Genomic DNA, 16,972 nt, shown 5'->3' on the forward strand with positions numbered 1-16,972 from the left:
TCAATATTATATATTCTTCAAAAAAATCTTAATTCCTCTTATTTTTTCATTTGTGAAACGAAATTTATATTTTCTTTATTAGATGCCTCATTTTTTTGCTCATTAGAATTATTTTCATCAACTTTTGTCTTATCTTTTCCTAAGCCCATATAAGTTCCTATTAACTCTCTTATAGGTAACATTGCGTATACACTTTCATTACCTTGAGGTATCATAGTTACTACTGCAATTTCAGGGTTATCTGCTGGAGCAAATCCTACACTCCATGCAAAAGCTGCATAGCTTTGCTTATATGAATCTATTTTTTCATCAGTTATTTTAGGATTTAATTCCTTTATAGCTTTTTTTAGATAAGCAGAATTAATTTTATCAGTATCTTCTAGCTTAACTTTAACTCCATCTTTTAATTCTTCTTCTAATTCTTTCCTCTTGTCATCATCTAGTTTTTTATCTTTTAATTCCACTTTTATCTCTTCTTCTTTTTCTTTTGATAGTTCTTTTTCTCTTTCTGATTTTAATTTATTAGATAGCTTAATTGCATCTTCCGTTGATACTCCATAAGCTCCCATATGGCTTAGTAAATATTCATAGTCATTTTCAGTAGGTATTTTACCACTCTTTTCAGCAGTACCCGTTTTAGCAGCCACACTTACTGGGAAATTAGTAAACAAGTTCTTAGTTGAGCTTTGAGTTGTAACTCTTTTCATACCCTCAGTTAAATCTTTTAGCTTTTCACTATTTTTAAATGGTATTTTTTCTTTACCATTTTCATCTATATCCACTGATGAATAATCACTTGATATAACCCTATCTATTACAGATAAGTCTACTAAGTCTCCTCCATTTGCTATTGCAGCCACATATCTTGCCATTTGTGCTGGAGTATATTGATTTTCTCCCTGACCTATTGCAAGGTTGAATGTATCTGCAGTACTCCATTTAGCAAACTTTAAATGATCATACACTATTTTATCTGCAAAGTAAACTACCTTGTCTTTCTTAACATTTAATTTAGTTAATCTTTTTATTCCTTCAAGTCTATCAATAGTTTTTTCTTCATCTGCCCAATTAACTATTTCTTCTATTCTTTCTTCATATTTTTCTTCGTCTTTTGCCTTACTTATATCAGTAAATGCATTTGCCATTTCTTTGTCAAGGAACGCTCTAAGTAAAGCTTTTGCTGAATTTAATTTAGCCTCTATACTTGGTACTTTACCTTTTCTTTCATCTATTTCAGTATTTAATCCTGTATAATCATTTAAACCAAATAACTTAGCATATTCTAATATATCGTTAGGTCCTATCTTTACATCAGGGTCTGCTCCTATACCTCTATTTTTACCAGAACCTATGCTATAAAAATAAATATTACAAGATTCTTGAATCGCTTTATAAAGGTTAGTAGAACCATGATTACGTCTAGATTTATGCCATATATAATCGGCAAAAGGTCTACTATTTTTACCTTTAGAAAGATACGTAACACCTGTATCTTGTATTGTATAATTTGGACTTAACCCATTATCTATTGCAGCCATTCCCGTTACCATCTTAAATGTAGATCCTGGTTGGAATACACCTTGAGTAGCTAAGTTAACTTGAGGATTTGGTGCTAATACATCATTTTTATTTTTAGGTTGAAGAGCTTCAAAATCTTCATATGATATACCATTTACAAATTTATTCGGATCATAGTTTGGATAACTAGCCATTGCTAATACATCCCCAGTTTTTACATCTATAGCCATAACCGCACCTGATTTTGCATTTGGTGCTGTCTTTGAAAAACTTTTATCTCCAAATTCACTTTTAAATGTTCCACCTGTTCTAGCTACATCTATTGTTCTTTTTAATACGTCTTCTGCTACTTCTTGTAAGTCTTTATCTACACTTAAATATACCGTATCTCCAGACTGAGGTTCTGACACTTCAAGTTCCTTAGTTACTCTACCTAAAGCATCAACTTGTACTTTTTTATATCCATCTACACCACGTAGCTGTTCTTCATAATTTTTTTCTATTCCTGATATACCAACAGTATCACCTTTAGAGTATTTTTTTCCTTCTTCTCTCTTTAGGTATGATGCTTCATCATTTGATGGCATTTTACCCATATGTCCTAAAGTATGAGAAGCTAAATTTCCATTTGGATAATCCCTTACAGGCTCTATTGCAACTGATACCCCTGGAAGATCCATAGCATTTTCTTCTATTTTAGCTATAGTTTCTTCACTTATATCCTTAGCTATAGTTACTGGGTTGTATTGTGAGTAGCCTTGAGATTTTATAAGATCTCTTACAACTAGTATCTTTCTTGCCTCTTTATCGTATATATCTTCATTTCTTTCATAAACTATCATATTTTTTTTATCTTTTTCAGAGTATTTTTTAACTTTTTTATCTATTTCATAATACTCTCTAATTTTTTTGAATGCTTCTTTTGCATTTATATTACTACTTTCTATTTTATAACTTTGTATCCAATCTTGTTTATTTTTTTCTTCTGTAAATAACCATTTACTAACAAGAATAGGAGGATAGTATCCATTTTCATTTAATTTTTTTTGAAGTTTGCTTACCTCTAGTTTTCTATCTTCTTGAGTCAATACACCTTCATTGATTAATCTATCAACTAAATAGTAAAAACTTTCTTTAGCATTTAAATCAAGAGGTATATTATTATCTTTTTTAAAGTTCCTAATATTTCTATCGAAAGTATAAAAATATTTTCCATTTTCTATATATATAGGAAATTCATCTATATACTCTTCATTATTGTCTTCTAATAAATTTATAAGCTTTAATGATATGTCATTTGCCATAGACTCTTTTTTATCATTAACTTTATTGATTCCATTACCTGATACTTGAATAGTAAATAAGTTTTTATTTCCTGCTAGTAACCTTCCATACCTATCCCTTATTTCTCCCCTAGGAGCTTTTATAGGAAGCTCTTTGTAAGTTTTATTTTCTGCTAGTTGAGTATAATGATCATATTTAAATGTTGTCATAAATACTATCTTACATAATATTACAACGAACGCTACTAGTATGATATTTCTCATTATGGATAATCTATCTGTTTTTTTATTTTCTTCCATGAAATCACCACTAATCTTCTTTAAGTTTTAATATATATTTTTTTGACATGTTATATAAAACTACACTAAGTAAACTATTACACAATGGTGCAACTAAAATTCCCTTAGAAATCATTGTCACTATTCCATAAGTATTATATACTTGACTAGCTGTTGCAATATTTACCATAGAGTCAAATAAGCTAGTTATAAATACTAGTGCAAATATAGTAATATTACTTTCTTTATAAATTTTATTTTTTAAATGACTAATTCCATAAGCTATTGCAAATAAAATAAGTCCATTAACTCCAAATATAGCTCCAACAGTTATATCTTTCACTAAACCAATTATAGCGCCTATAATACCGACTTCTAATTCATCTAAGTATAGTGCTATAATAGTCATATATATAATAACTATATTAAAACTCATACCGAATATATCTATATAATTTGTAATGCTATTTTCTATTATCACTAATAATATCCCCAAAAGACAAAGTAAAACTCTTTTCATAATCATTAGTCTCCTTTATCCTATATTTCTCGGTTCTATAATAGTAACGTCATCTATATTTTTAAAATCTGCATAAGGTTTTACAATTACAAATTTCATAGATTTATTTTTGTCATCTATTACTTTATCCACTTCACCTACAGGTATACCTTCTGGGTATAGTCCTAAACCTGATGTTACTAGCACATCCCCTGGTAAAACTTTATCCGTTGTCTCAAACATGTATCCATGTAATTGACCTTTATTTTTATAATTTTCCTTATCTTCTAATGTTGAATTTTGAGTTATAACACCTTTAGCGTTGGTATCTTTTAGTTTAAAACTAACTGATGATTTAGTATCTAATAAAGAAATTGCTTTACTGTAGTTATCAGAAACTTCATATACTTTACCAACTAATCCACTTCCATTCATTACAATACTATCTTTTTTTACACCTTGTTTTTTTCCAGCTCCTATTACAAAACTGTTATACCAGTTCCCATCATTTTTACCTACAACACTTGCTGATATGCTTTTAGCTTTATAAGACTCGTCTATAAAATTCAAAGATTTTTTTAAACTTTCTAGTGACTGTGTATCTGATATTTTATTGTTTAATGCTATTATTTCTTTCTTTAAGTCATCGTTTTCTTTTTTCATACTTTCTAATTCATTAGCATTTTTTTTGTAATTTAATAATTCTTTGAAATTGTCTTGTAAAAATACAAAACTTTTATTTAAATTTCCTTCTATTGCTGTTATTCCATCCAATACTTTTCCTGGCCCAACAGGATTTTGGCCAGCAAATTTGCCTATTGATATTCCTACAATTCCAATTAAAGTGATAGCAACTACCCCAGTTGCTATCACTTTAATGTTAATCCTCTTTTTATCTTTTCTATTCTTATCGAATCTCAAAGGTATCACCAACTTTTAATTACTTTCTAGCGTTCATCATTAATACTTTTTCAAATATTTCTTGATCTTCAACTGATTTTCCTGTTCCTAAGGCAACACAATCTAGTGGGTCTTCAGCTATTTGTACTGGCATTCCTGTTTCCTGCTTAACTAACTTATCAAGGCCTCTAAGTAATGCTCCCCCTCCAGTTAGCATTATTCCATTTTCCATTATATCTGATGCTAATTCTGGTGGTGTTTTTTCTAAAGTTGATTTTATTGCATCTACTATTGAGTTTATTGGTTCTTTTAAAGCACCTCTAACTTCTGTAGAATTTATTTCTACTGTTTTAGGAAGACCTGATATTAAATCTCTACCTCTTATTTGCATATTAGTTTCTTGGTCATCTTTGAAAGTTGAACCTATATTTATCTTAACGTCTTCTGCTGTTCTTTCACCTATAGCTAAGTTATATTCTTTTTTAACATAACTTACTATAGACTCATCAAACTCATCTCCACCTATTCTGATAGATTTTGCAGTAACTATACCACCTAAAGATATTATAGCTATTTCTGTAGTACCTCCACCGATATCTACTACCATATTACCTTCTGGTTCCTCAACTCTTAATCCAGCTCCTATAGCTGCCGCCATTGGCTCTTCTATAAGATAAGCATCTCTAGCTCCTGCTTGTCTTGCAGCTTCTTCTATAGCTCTCTTTTCAACTTCTGTAACTCCAAATGGAACACATATTGCTATTCTTGGACTTACAACTCCTTTTTTAGCTGCAGCCTTTTGTATAAAGTAACTAAGCATTGATTGAGTAACATCAAAATCAGCTATAACCCCATCTTTCATAGGTCTTATAGCTACTATATTACCTGGTGTTCTACCTATCATTCTTTTAGCTTCTTCTCCAACTGCTAAAACTTCTTTACTATCATCTCTTATTGCTACAACAGATGGTTCTCTTACTACTATTCCTTGCCCTTTTATATAAACTAATGTATTTGCTGTACCTAAATCTATACCCATATCCTTAGTCATCTTCTTTAATCCAAGCATAGACATGAATCCTTTTTTCTCTTTTTTTTCCTTAGCCATTTTGTTGCTCCTTCCACTCTATCAAATCAAATTATCATATTTTCTTTAAAACTAAAGTATAATCCATCTCCTATTATTATATGGTCAATAACTTCAATACCTATTATTTCTCCACATTTTATAAGCCTTGAAGTAATATTTTTATCTTCTTTAGAAGGCTCTACACTTCCCGATGGATGGTTATGCATTAGAATTATTTTATTTGTACTTCTTTTTATCGCTTCTCTAAATACTTCTCTCGGATGAACCAATGATGAATTTAGAGTTCCTATAGATACATCTATATCCGATATTATTTCATTTTTTGTATTTAAAAGAACTACCTTAAAAACCTCTTTTTTTGATATCTTAAACTGTCCATATAATACTTATATATATCCCAAGGATTTTTCACCTTGTATGTCTTCGGTTTAACACTTGCAACTCTAATGCCTAATTCTAGTGCCGCCTTTATCATGGTTGCCTTAGATAGTCCTATTCCGTCTATTTCACATAATTCTTCTATAGTCATATCTTGTAGATATCTTAATCCTTGTAAATCCTTACTTATAATATAGTTAGCTAATTCAATAGCATTTTTATGTTTTGTGCCTGTCCTAAGTAAAATTGCTAATAATTCTGCATTGGATAAACTTTTTTCTCCTTTTGCAAGCATTTTTTCTCTAGGTCTTTCATCAGCTGCCATTTCTTTTACTGTCATTTGTAAATTCAAAGGCATTTTAAGCTTCATCACCCTCCATAAAAAGATTTATACTAAAATGTTTCTTTAATAAATCACTTAGCCTAGATATGGGAAGTCCTACTATATTAAAGTAATCACCTTGAATTTCTTCAACTAATAATGCTCCATATCCCTGAATCCCATAAGCTCCTGCCTTATCTAAAGATTCATTAGTTTGTATATAATCTATTATGTCCTCATGTGATAATTCTTTAAACTTAACATTACTAACTACATAATCAATTATTTTTTTATCTGCATCTAAATTTATTAGACTTATTCCTGTTATAACTTGATGCCATCTGCCTGATAATCTTTCTATCATATCAATTGCATCTTCTTTATCCTTAGGCTTTCCTAATATAGTATTATCTAAAACTACAATAGTATCTGCGCCTATAACTAAGCTATTTTTATTCTTAGATGCTATATCTATACACTTCTCAAACGCAAGCCTCATAACTGCTTGTGTAGGTGCTTCTTCTTCTAATATAACCTCGTCTATTTCACTTTTTATTACGTCAAATTTGACCTTTGTATTACCTAGAATTTCCTTCCTTCTAGGAGATGCTGATGCTAAGATTATATTCATTTATTCACCTCATTTGTTACTTAGAATTTGTACTTATTTAGTCTATCATTATATTGTAAAAAATTCAACACAAATGTCGAACGTTTTTATTACACTATTGTTATTTTTCCGCATTTAATTGCAGTTTTTTGTAAAGCTTTAATAATTTTGGTTTTATAATTTTAATATACATTTAAAAATATAAATTTAAGTTTAATTCCCAGTATAATCCATATATATTTAATTATTGCTCAATTTATATATTTATAATACCTATATATAAAAAAAGGTATGGAAAATCCATACCTTTATCTTATCCATATTATATAGTTTTAATAGCCTTTTTAGGGCATTTTTGAATACATAAATGACATCCTACACACTTATCTTTATCAATTATGTGCTTTTCTTTCAATTCACCGCTTATTGCATCAAATTTACATTGTTTCTTACAAATTGTACAACCTATACAAAGAGATTCATCAATTTTTACTTTTTGTCTTTTATTTATATTTCCTTTTATAACTTTTGTTGGGCATTTTTCAACGCACACCATACAACCCACACATTTATCATAATTTATCTTTGCAATTTTATTTTCAAATTCTATTGCATCAAATTTGCAAGATTTATAGCAAATTCCACATCCTATACACCCTACACTACATTTTTCCTTAACAGCCTTACCAAAATCTTTACTATTACATTCAACTACTATATCTTGGTTAAAAGGTTTTATAGATATTACTTTCTTTGGACAGACTTCTATGCACTTTCCACACATAACACATTTTTCTTCATCTATTACAGCTATATTATCTATTATAGTTATAGCATCAAACTTACATACATCTTTACATGTTCCTAGTCCTAAACATCCAAATTCACAAGACTTAGCACCTGAATTTAAGGTTGCAGCAGCTCTACAATCTGATATTCCTTCGTATTTGTACTTATCTTTTGAAGTTTTGCAGTTACCTTTACAAATTACTTTTGCAACTTTCTTCTCTGAGACATCTGCACTAATACCCATTATTTCTCCTATTTTAGATGTACAATCTGCTCCACCTACTGGGCATCCATTTACAGGAGCATCTCCATTTACTATAGCACTTGCCAAACCTCCGCATCCAGGAAATCCACATCCTCCACAGTTTGCACCTGGAAGAACTGCCATAATTTTTTCTACTCTCTCATCTATTTCTACTGCAAACTTTTTTGAAGCATATGCTAAAATCGCTCCGAAGGTCAGACCTAAGCCACCTAACACTGCAATTGAACTAATTATAGACACTTACTTCTCCCTCCCCTGTTTATAAATTTATAAGGCCTGCAAATCCTAAAAAAGCCATAGACATTAAACTTGCTGATATTAAAGTTATAGGAAACCCTTTAAACGATTCTGGTATGTCAGATAACTCTAATCTTTCTCTTATTCCAGCAAATAAAACTATTGCTAATGTAAATCCTACTCCCGCTCCAAATCCATTTACTATAGTTTCCACTAAGCTATAACCTTCTTGAACATTAACTAATGCTATACCTAATACTGCGCAGTTTGTAGTTATTAAAGGTAGAAAAACACCTAGTGCTTGATATAGCGATGGACTCATTTTTTGGATTACCATTTCAACAAACTGAACTATAGATGCTATTACTAATATAAAAGCTATTGTTTGTAAAAATTCATTCCCTGTCACTTCTAGTAAATTTTGTATAAAGTATGTTATTACTGATGCTAATGTTAAAACAAAAGTAACTGCAAATCCCATTCCAACTGCAGTATCTACCTTTTTAGATACTCCTAAGAAAGGACATATTCCCATAAACTGAGACATTATAACGTTGTTAACTAAAACTATACTTAAAAATAAAAGTATTAACTTCATTTGCTTCCCTCCTTATGCTTTTTTATTTTTTATTTTATTAAATCCGGCTAATAAAAATCCTAATGTTAAAAATGCCCCTGGTGGTAATATAAATAATAATATTGGCTCAAAAGACGCTCCAAATAAGCTAAATCCAAATATACTACCGCTTCCAAGAATTTCTCTTATTATCCCTAATACTGTAAGAGATAAACTAAATCCAAATCCCATACCTAAACCATCTACTGCTGATTCTAAAGGACCATTCTTTGAAGCAAAGCTCTCTGCTCTAGCTAATATTAAACAGTTAACAACTATTAAAGGTATAAATAAGCCAAGTGCTTTATCAAGAGCAGGAAGAAAGGCTTTTAAAAGCATTCCTACAATTGTAACAAAAGTAGCTATAACTACTATAAATGAAGGTATTCTTATTTTATCTGGTATTATTTTTCTCATTAAAGATATTACTATATTAGAACAAACTAAAACTGCAGTTGTGGAGAGTCCCATGCCTAAGCCATTCATAGCTGATGTTGTTACAGCTAGAGTAGGACACATTCCTATAACTTGAACGAGTACTGGATTTTCATTTATCAATCCATTTTTAAATACTTTTCCTAACTTCATAGCTTATTTTCCCTCCTTATTACTTAGTTCTTCATTAAATAAGTCTATTGCAGCATTAACTCCAGACGTTACAGCTTTAGATGATATAGTTGCTCCAGATATTGCAACTATATCTGATTCGCCTGAAGCTTTTCCTTTTACTACATTTATTTGATTATCTGTTGATTTATCATTATATTGATTTTTAAATTCTGGTTCTGATGCTTTAGATCCAAGTCCAGGAGTTTCAGAGTTAGTTCCTATATTAACACCTGTTATCTTCCCATCTATAGATATACCAACTATAACTTCCATTTCCCCGCCATATCCCTTAGGCTTAGTTTTCATTGTATATCCTACTATATCAGATCCATTACTTCCTTCGTATACTTCTTCTACTAATTCACTTTTTAGATTATCTATTAATTTAAATTCTTTTGCACTTTCTAATACTATTTTTCTTGATTCATTGTTAGCTTGTATATTTCTATCCTCTATAATTGGGGCTGTAACATCATTAGTTATTCCAAGAGCTAATGCTGCTACTGCACAAATAATAAATAAAGTAATTCCTAACTTAACTATATTTTTCATTATTTAGATACCTCCCCAAAGACTCTATTTTTAACATATTTATCTATAAGAGGAGTAATTACATTAACTATTACTATTGAGTATGATACTCCTTCGGGGTATCCTCCATATAATCTTATTACAGTTGTTATAAGACCAGCTAGAACTGCATAAATTATCTGCCCTTTTATTGTCATAGGAGAAGTAGTATAGTCCGTTAGCATAAAAAATGCTCCTATCATAAAACCTCCTGCAAATAATTGATACATTGCAAATTCAATACTAAATCCACCTAATACAAAGGATAATATTAGTACTGTTAATATGTAAAATAGAGGTATTACATAATTTATTATGCCTTTATAAATCAAATAAGCTCCACCTATTATTATAAGTATTGCTGATGTCTCTCCAATACATCCTCCTATATTACCTATAATCATATCCGTCAAGTTTGTTCCACTATCATAAAGAGCAGATAAACCTGCTGGACCTTCTTTTAAAAAACTAAGAGGTGTAGCTGTAGTTATTGCATCTAAATCTGTAGAACCTATCCAGTTAACACCTGTTTTAGTCCATGCAGTCATTGCAACTGGAAAAGATGCTAATAAGAAAATTCTAGCTGCTAAGGCTGGATTCATAAAGTTATGACCTATTCCTCCAAATACCATTTTAACTACTATTATTGCAAAAGCAGACCCCATTAAACACATCCACCATGGAAGTGATGCAGGAACATTAAAAGCTAGTAATAAACCTGTAACTACTGCTGAGTAATCTCCTATTGTACTTTCTTGCTTACTTATTTTTTGATATAAATATTCTGATCCCACTGCGCCAAGTATACAGAAAAACATGACACTTAATGCATTTAATCTGAAAAAGTATAAACCTGCTAATGCAGCTGGTGTAAGCGCTATTATAACTTGTTTCATTATATACGAGGTATCTTCACTACTTCTCACGTGAGGAGAAGATGATACTATAAACTTATTATCCATAAACTGTCCCCCTAATCTCCATTATTTCCTTTTACTTGCTATTATTTCTCTTTTAGCATTTCTTATTGATTGAAGTAATTGCCTTCTTGCTGGGCATACAAATGAACATGATCCACACTCTATACAATCTAGAGCTCTGCACTCGCCAGCTTTTTCAAAATCATTTTTTAGTGAATGTGCACTTATGTAAAGTGGTTGTAAAAATGCTGGACATACATCCACACATCTTCCACATCTTAAACAATTTTGTTGTTTTGGAGTTTTTGACTCTTCTTCATCTAAACATAATATTCCTGACGATCCTTTATTTACAGGAATGTTCATTGTATACTGAGCTATCCCCATCATAGGCCCACCCATTATAAATTTGCCTACTTTTTTACCTTCTTTTAATCCTGCGCATTGTTCTATTATCTCTGATACTAAAGTACCAACTTTGACTACAAGATTTTTAGGTTCTTTTATACAACTTCCTGTTATTGTTGTAATTCTATCTATTAATGGCAACCCAGTTTGTATTGTCCTTGCAATTTGAGCAGCTGTTGCAACATTATTAACCACTGCACCTGCATCCATAGGTAAGCCACCTGATGGTACTTCTCTTCCTGTACAAGCATAAATAAGTTGTTTTTCTGCTCCCTGTGGGTACTTTACTTGAAGTCCTATAATATCAATATCTTCATATTTTTGAGCGGATTTTTGCAATATTTCTAATGCATCTGGCTTATTATTTTCTACTGCCACATATCCTTTTTTAACATCTAAGGCTTTCATTAGTACTTTAAGCCCAAATAAAACATCTTCTGGATTTTCTAACATAAGTCTGTGATCTGCCGTTAAGTATGGTTCGCATTCTGCCCCATTTAGTATTACTGCATCAATTTTTTTATCTGGTGGTGGTGATATTTTTACATGAGTAGGGAATGTTGCTCCCCCCATACCAACAATTCCTGCCTCTTTTACAATATTTACTATATCTTCTTTTGTTAGGTTTTCTAGTTCTCCTTTAGGTTTTATACTCTCATGTAACTCTTCCTTGAAATCGTTTTCTATAGCTATACATACACCATGGCCTCCAGGAAGTTCATGCTCTTTTATTCCTATAACTTTTCCAGATACTGAAGAATGTACATTACAAGAAACAAATCCTTGCTGTTCACCTATCTTTTGCCCCATCTTTACTTGATCTCCTACATTTACAATAGCTTTAGCAGGAGCACCTATATGTTGTTGTAGTGGTATATATACGATTTTAGGATTGTCTGCCTTTTGAAGTGGTTTTTGACTTGAATAATCCTTTTTTTCTGGAGGATGTGTTCCTCCTTTAAAAGTTAATAATTTCATTTTTTGCCCCCTTATTATAGATAAAATAAATTTATTCTATTTATATAAGTATACTATACATATTGGTAAAACTTAACTATTGTTAAAATTTTATCCATCTTTCAATTATTTCATTTAATTATTTAAAGAAAAAAGGCTGTTAAAAAACAACCTTTTCTAAGCCTTATTTATAGAGTTTATAAATGAGAAATATCCTTGCATAGATGATAAGTATAAACTTTCACTTACATAATAGTTTTGTTCATTAGCAGCCTTTGATGCCATCGTAATTTTTTCATCCATATCATTTAAATATTTAACTAAATTTTGTTTAAATACATCCATATTTGAATAGTCTATTTTATCAGTTTCCTTCTTAATATCTTCTATTATTTTCCTTCTACTTGTTAATATATTGTTATACTCTGATAAATCCACTTTTTCTTTATTTGATGCCCAGAATTTAGACTCTTCTTTAAAATTAGAAATTAAATTATTTAATTGTTTTGATATGTCTTCTACATATGAATATTTATTAGTATATTCTAATGATAACAAAGGAACTTTCATTTGAGATAAAAATGCATCTGGGAATACTTTTTTAACTTCATCCATATGACTTCGTGTACTTTCTTGATCAAAAAATGCATATGTTTGTACTTTTTTTAACCCATCTATTTCTACTACTGAAAACGGTATTTTATTATCAGTTAATTGCTTTTCTATTTTAGGAATATCATTATCATTTTCTACTGAAGCAACTTGAACTGTATGTAAATTCCATCCTTCTATAATTGCTAATTTAATATCTTCGCTTACTTCTGATTGACTTTGTTTTTCAACTTTTTCATTTTTATTTTCTACTTCTTTACTTTTTTCCTTTTGAATAGCTTCTAATTCTTTAGATATATCACCAGAACTAGTAACTTTAGGCTTTTCAAATTTAAAATTATCTAAACTAAAAGATGGTATTTTATCAGTTAGTAATGATACTTTACTACTTAATTTTGTAAATACTTTCATATCTTTAGCTTTTATATATGCATATCCCCCTATCAAACATATACTCATACCAATAGCCGCTATTTTAATAACTCTTGTCTTACGTCTTTTATTAAATCCTCTGTATATTGTTCTTCTCTTATTCATTAGTTTGTCCCCCCCCTAAAATATTCTTAATAATATATATTTTTAAGAATTAGAATTTATGAATAAATATAAAAAAAACTACATTAAAATATAATATTCTAATGTAGTTTCACAGTTTATTTAATTAAAATCTTCTTACACCTTTAAGTACCTTTGACCAGTATGATGACCCTAGATTATCAATTTTTACTTTCTCTGGTTTATTTGGAGTTCCACTGCAATGTATAAATTCATTATTTCCAACATATATACCTACATGGTTAACTTCACCATTACCATCAGTATCAAAAGTTACTAAGTCTCCCGGAGCGTAATTTTCTCTAGAAACAGCTGTTCCGTATCTAGCTTGATCTCTAGATACCCTTGGTATATTTTTTCCTCCTGCTTGCTTATAAACATATTGAGTAAATCCTGAACAGTCAAAACTATCCGGTCCTTCAGCTCCCCATTTATATTGTTTACCCATCAATCCATATGCAAGATTTACAACAGCACTTTTGTCTATAGAAGATGGAGGTTGTTGTGTATTATCGTTGTTATTATTGTTATTATTGTTGTTATTATTATTGTTGTTATTGCTATTATTACTTGAATTATCATTTGATGATTCTGTAGTTTCTACTATATAGTCACCACTTCCCCATCCTACTATTCCATTTTGTAATTTTATTTTATACCATCCATTACTGGATTTCTCTAGTAAATCAACTATATCTCCATTATTAGCATTTCCTATTACTGAATAAGTAGTACCTGCTCCACTTCTTATATTTAGTCTTGGATTAGCCTTTATTTTACCTCTTTTACCTCGAATAGGTGTAGAAGTTGATGGTTCTTGCGTATTTGTATTCGAATCATTAGATGATTGATTAGTTTCTACTATATAACTACTGCTTCCCCATCCAATTACTCCATTTGACATTTTTACTTTAAACCACCCATTACTAGATTTTTCTAATAGTTCTACTATCTCTCCATTATTAGCTTTTCCTACTATTGAATAATTAACCCCTGTTCCACTTCTTATATTTAGTCTTGGACTTGCAGAGATTTTTCCTTTTTTTCCTTGAAGTGATGTATTAGTAGAGCTACTATTAGTTCCTTTAGATATATACTGTCCACTTGCCCAACCTATTTTACCATTAGGTAACTTAACTTTATGCCATCCATTGCTCGATTCTAATATTTCTATATTTTGATCTTTATAAGCTTTATCAATTATCGAATTATTTGTACTCGGTCCACTTCTTATATTTAATACACTTGTAGTTATAGTTCCTGCTTCCATCGCGCTTGCTTCTATAGCATTTATAGAAATGGCCATAGCGCTTATCCCTAAAGTTGCAACTAACTTTTTAACCATACTCAAGGTCCCCCTTTATATTATACTTTATATTTTTATTACATTATTATCCATTTTTATTGGTATAATTTAATAATAACTCATTTTGTATAATATTGTAAAGGTATGTGACAACATTAAGTAAGGTTTATATAAATACTATCTTTTAATACTTTTTAGGTAATATTTCTATCCAATAATTGTCTGGATCTGCTATAAAGTAAATTCCCATTGCTGTATTTTCATAGCATATACAACCTAACTCTTTATGTAATTTATGAGCCCCTTCAAAATCATCTACTTCTAAAGCTAAATGGAATTCATTATCTCCTAAATTATATTCTCTATCCCAATCTCTAAGCCAAGTTAGCTCTAGTGTATGTGAAGTTACTCCATCTCCTAAATATACTAATATAAAACTTCCATCTTCTGCTTCTTTACGCTTAACTTCCTTTAAATTTAAAGTCTTCTTATAAAACTCTAAACTTTTATCTAAATCTCTAACATTAAAATTATTATGACAAAAACTAAATTTCATTTTTAAATCCTCCTAAAAATATAAATAATTACTAATATTGCTTTATATTATTTTATACTTAGATCCTTATTTTTGCAATTATTGGATAGTGGTCTGACATATTTTTTATTAATACTTCATAGTCTAATACCTCAATATCAGGTGATACAAATATATAATCTATTCTATCTAACCCAGTTGCAAAGGTTAATACATTAGCTTTATCTAATTCTTTTGCAACATCTTTTAAAATACTATCATCGATATTCATACTGCCATCATTGAAATCCCCAACAACAATATAAGGCTCATCTCCTATTTTTTTATAAATTCTACTAGCTCCTTAACTTGTATTTCTCTCTCCTCTTTGCTTAATCCTAGATGAACATTTATAATATTTAACTTTCGTCTATCTATATTTACAACCGTGTGTAAAATTCCTCTTTGCTCTCTACCACTGCTTAGATATATATGATCCTCACTTTTTATAGGATATTTGGAGTATGTAACAAGTCCATAATTTAAACCAAAGTCAACTACATTAGCTCCAAAATGGGAATACATTTTTAGCTCATCTTTAAAGCTACTAACTTGAAACCCAGCCTTTGCAGATTCGTTAACTTCTTGAAGACATATTATATCTGCATTAGAAATTCTTAAAAAATCAATTATGTCAAAGAGCGTCGGGAACATATCCTTATTCAAACCGCTATGTATATTATAAGTAACTACTTTAAGTTCTTTTTTAGTGTGAAAAAAACTTTTTTCTATGTTATAAGCTATGATGATTAAAGATACTACTACCATTAATATAAATCCATTTTTTAAACGTATACGTCATCATCTCCTCATATGATCTCTTTTATATTATATGCCAAAACAAAAATTAAAGACGCCAAATTGGCGTCTTAAAGTCTTATTTTATTTACTTTTAGAAAGCTTCTCTTTCATAATATAATTTATTACTTTTTTCCTTATATCTTCTGCACCATCATCTTCTTCAACATTAATATTTAATAGCTTAGCTATAGATCTCATGTCATTTCTAGTTTTAGATTTATAACTTTCTATTAAATCAGTTTTTATCTTTTCTGGTTCTAAAATATATTCTTCCTCTCCTCTTTTATATGAAACATATCTTTTGCTATATGAATTTCTATTTGAATATATGTGATTTGATACTTTTCGTAGTATCTGATTATATGAGCTTTTCATGTTTACATTTATACCTAAATGCTTAGCAAATTTAACTAATTCATTTTTTGATTTAAATAATTCTTCTGCTTTTATATATCTTGCTACTGAAGAAATGTTTTCTTGATTTGCACCATTTTTCAATACTTTTGAATATACTCTATTTGCCCCTATACCTTGATTAAACTTTTTAATATTTTCATTTATTATCTTGTCAACGTTTCCATCAAAGTATTTTTGAACTCCTTTTTGAGATACATAGCTATCAAGTTCTTTTTGGGCCATATCAAGTATTAATTTTCTTAAATTATCTTTATATCCTCTTTCATCCATGATACTCCCCCCTTAGTTATTTATATTATATTCAAACTTTTTTAAAAATGTGAGTTCCATTCTTGGCCAATTTTCATAATATAGTGTTATACAACTAAATTATATTAATTTTATATATTTTAGTGTATATATTCATTGAGTGTGGACATACTATTAATGTAAAATCAAACATACTCAATCTCCCCCA

19 protein-coding genes are annotated in these 16,972 nt (G+C 29.7%); all 19 read right to left on the reverse strand.

Annotation, left to right across the window (positions count from 1 at the left end; all coding sequences use genetic code 11):
- Nucleotides 1-38 precede the first annotated feature (38 nt).
- Entirely contained in the window at nucleotides 39-3,101 is a 3,063-nt protein-coding gene (locus JWF52_RS14380) for a penicillin-binding transpeptidase domain-containing protein (protein ID WP_208334235.1), read from the reverse strand.
- 10 nt (nucleotides 3,102-3,111) lie between these two features.
- Nucleotides 3,112-3,600: a rod shape-determining protein MreD gene (gene mreD, locus JWF52_RS14385; RefSeq protein WP_208334236.1), complete on the reverse strand. Its 489-nt coding sequence runs from the start codon at nucleotides 3,598-3,600 to the stop codon at nucleotides 3,112-3,114.
- Between the two features lie 15 nt (nucleotides 3,601-3,615).
- Nucleotides 3,616-4,500, reverse strand: coding sequence for a rod shape-determining protein MreC (gene mreC, locus JWF52_RS14390; RefSeq protein WP_286184184.1), 885 nt, complete (start codon nucleotides 4,498-4,500; stop codon nucleotides 3,616-3,618).
- Nucleotides 4,501-4,519: 19 nt separating this feature from the next.
- The gene (locus tag JWF52_RS14395) at nucleotides 4,520-5,548 is read right to left on the reverse strand and encodes a rod shape-determining protein (RefSeq protein ID WP_353654951.1); all 1,029 of its coding nucleotides are present in this window, start codon (nucleotides 5,546-5,548) and stop codon (nucleotides 4,520-4,522) included.
- A gap of 65 nt (nucleotides 5,549-5,613) precedes the next feature.
- Nucleotides 5,614-5,934: a RadC family protein gene (radC, locus tag JWF52_RS19755; protein WP_353654952.1), complete on the reverse strand. Its 321-nt coding sequence runs from the start codon at nucleotides 5,932-5,934 to the stop codon at nucleotides 5,614-5,616.
- Nucleotides 5,907-6,317, reverse strand: a complete 411-nt coding sequence (locus JWF52_RS19760) for a UPF0758 domain-containing protein (protein ID WP_353654953.1) — start codon at nucleotides 6,315-6,317, stop codon at nucleotides 5,907-5,909. Before JWF52_RS19760 ends, radC begins: the two co-directional genes overlap by 28 nt.
- The gene (locus tag JWF52_RS14405; protein WP_208334237.1) at nucleotides 6,307-6,900 is read right to left on the reverse strand and encodes a Maf family protein; all 594 of its coding nucleotides are present in this window, start codon (nucleotides 6,898-6,900) and stop codon (nucleotides 6,307-6,309) included. Before JWF52_RS14405 ends, JWF52_RS19760 begins: the two co-directional genes overlap by 11 nt.
- Nucleotides 6,901-7,201: 301 nt before the next feature.
- Nucleotides 7,202-8,173, reverse strand: coding sequence for an RnfABCDGE type electron transport complex subunit B (locus JWF52_RS14410; protein ID WP_208334238.1), 972 nt, complete (start codon nucleotides 8,171-8,173; stop codon nucleotides 7,202-7,204).
- Nucleotides 8,174-8,192: 19 nt separating this feature from the next.
- Nucleotides 8,193-8,768 carry an electron transport complex subunit RsxA gene (rsxA, locus tag JWF52_RS14415; protein ID WP_208334239.1) on the reverse strand — a complete coding sequence of 192 codons (576 nt, stop codon included), beginning with the start codon at nucleotides 8,766-8,768 and terminating at the stop codon, nucleotides 8,193-8,195.
- Between the two features lie 12 nt (nucleotides 8,769-8,780).
- Complete coding sequence (gene rsxE, locus JWF52_RS14420) at nucleotides 8,781-9,374, reverse strand: electron transport complex subunit RsxE (RefSeq protein WP_208334240.1); 594 nt, start codon at nucleotides 9,372-9,374, stop codon at nucleotides 8,781-8,783.
- 3 nt (nucleotides 9,375-9,377) lie between these two features.
- Nucleotides 9,378-9,947 (reverse strand): RnfABCDGE type electron transport complex subunit G, encoded by a 570-nt coding sequence (locus tag JWF52_RS14425; RefSeq protein ID WP_208334241.1) that lies wholly within the window; start codon nucleotides 9,945-9,947, stop codon nucleotides 9,378-9,380.
- On the reverse strand, nucleotides 9,947-10,927 hold the full coding sequence (locus JWF52_RS14430; protein ID WP_208334242.1) for an RnfABCDGE type electron transport complex subunit D: 981 nt from the start codon (nucleotides 10,925-10,927) through the stop codon (nucleotides 9,947-9,949). Before JWF52_RS14430 ends, JWF52_RS14425 begins: the two co-directional genes overlap by 1 nt.
- 21 nt (nucleotides 10,928-10,948) lie before the next feature.
- Nucleotides 10,949-12,271, reverse strand: coding sequence for an electron transport complex subunit RsxC (gene rsxC, locus JWF52_RS14435; protein WP_208334243.1), 1,323 nt, complete (start codon nucleotides 12,269-12,271; stop codon nucleotides 10,949-10,951).
- A gap of 156 nt (nucleotides 12,272-12,427) precedes the next feature.
- On the reverse strand, nucleotides 12,428-13,399 hold the full coding sequence (locus JWF52_RS14440; protein WP_208334244.1) for a hypothetical protein: 972 nt from the start codon (nucleotides 13,397-13,399) through the stop codon (nucleotides 12,428-12,430).
- 124 nt (nucleotides 13,400-13,523) lie between these two features.
- Complete coding sequence (locus JWF52_RS14445) at nucleotides 13,524-14,762, reverse strand: C40 family peptidase (protein WP_208334245.1); 1,239 nt, start codon at nucleotides 14,760-14,762, stop codon at nucleotides 13,524-13,526.
- A 145-nt stretch (nucleotides 14,763-14,907) separates the two neighbouring features.
- The gene (locus JWF52_RS14450) at nucleotides 14,908-15,279 is read right to left on the reverse strand and encodes a VOC family protein (RefSeq protein ID WP_208334246.1); all 372 of its coding nucleotides are present in this window, start codon (nucleotides 15,277-15,279) and stop codon (nucleotides 14,908-14,910) included.
- A 58-nt stretch (nucleotides 15,280-15,337) separates the two neighbouring features.
- The gene (locus JWF52_RS19405; protein WP_353654954.1) at nucleotides 15,338-15,589 is read right to left on the reverse strand and encodes an endonuclease/exonuclease/phosphatase family protein; all 252 of its coding nucleotides are present in this window, start codon (nucleotides 15,587-15,589) and stop codon (nucleotides 15,338-15,340) included.
- A complete protein-coding gene (locus JWF52_RS14455; protein WP_286184188.1) occupies nucleotides 15,574-16,065 on the reverse strand; it encodes an endonuclease/exonuclease/phosphatase family protein in 492 nt (163 codons plus the stop codon). Before JWF52_RS14455 ends, JWF52_RS19405 begins: the two co-directional genes overlap by 16 nt.
- Nucleotides 16,066-16,179: 114 nt before the next feature.
- A complete protein-coding gene (locus JWF52_RS14460; protein WP_208334247.1) occupies nucleotides 16,180-16,785 on the reverse strand; it encodes a hypothetical protein in 606 nt (201 codons plus the stop codon).
- Nucleotides 16,786-16,972: the final 187 nt, after the last annotated feature.

Origin of the sequence: Clostridium sp. CCUG 7971 (assembly GCF_017590215.1) — a bacterium.
GTDB lineage: Bacteria > Bacillota > Clostridia > Peptostreptococcales > Peptostreptococcaceae > Faecalimicrobium.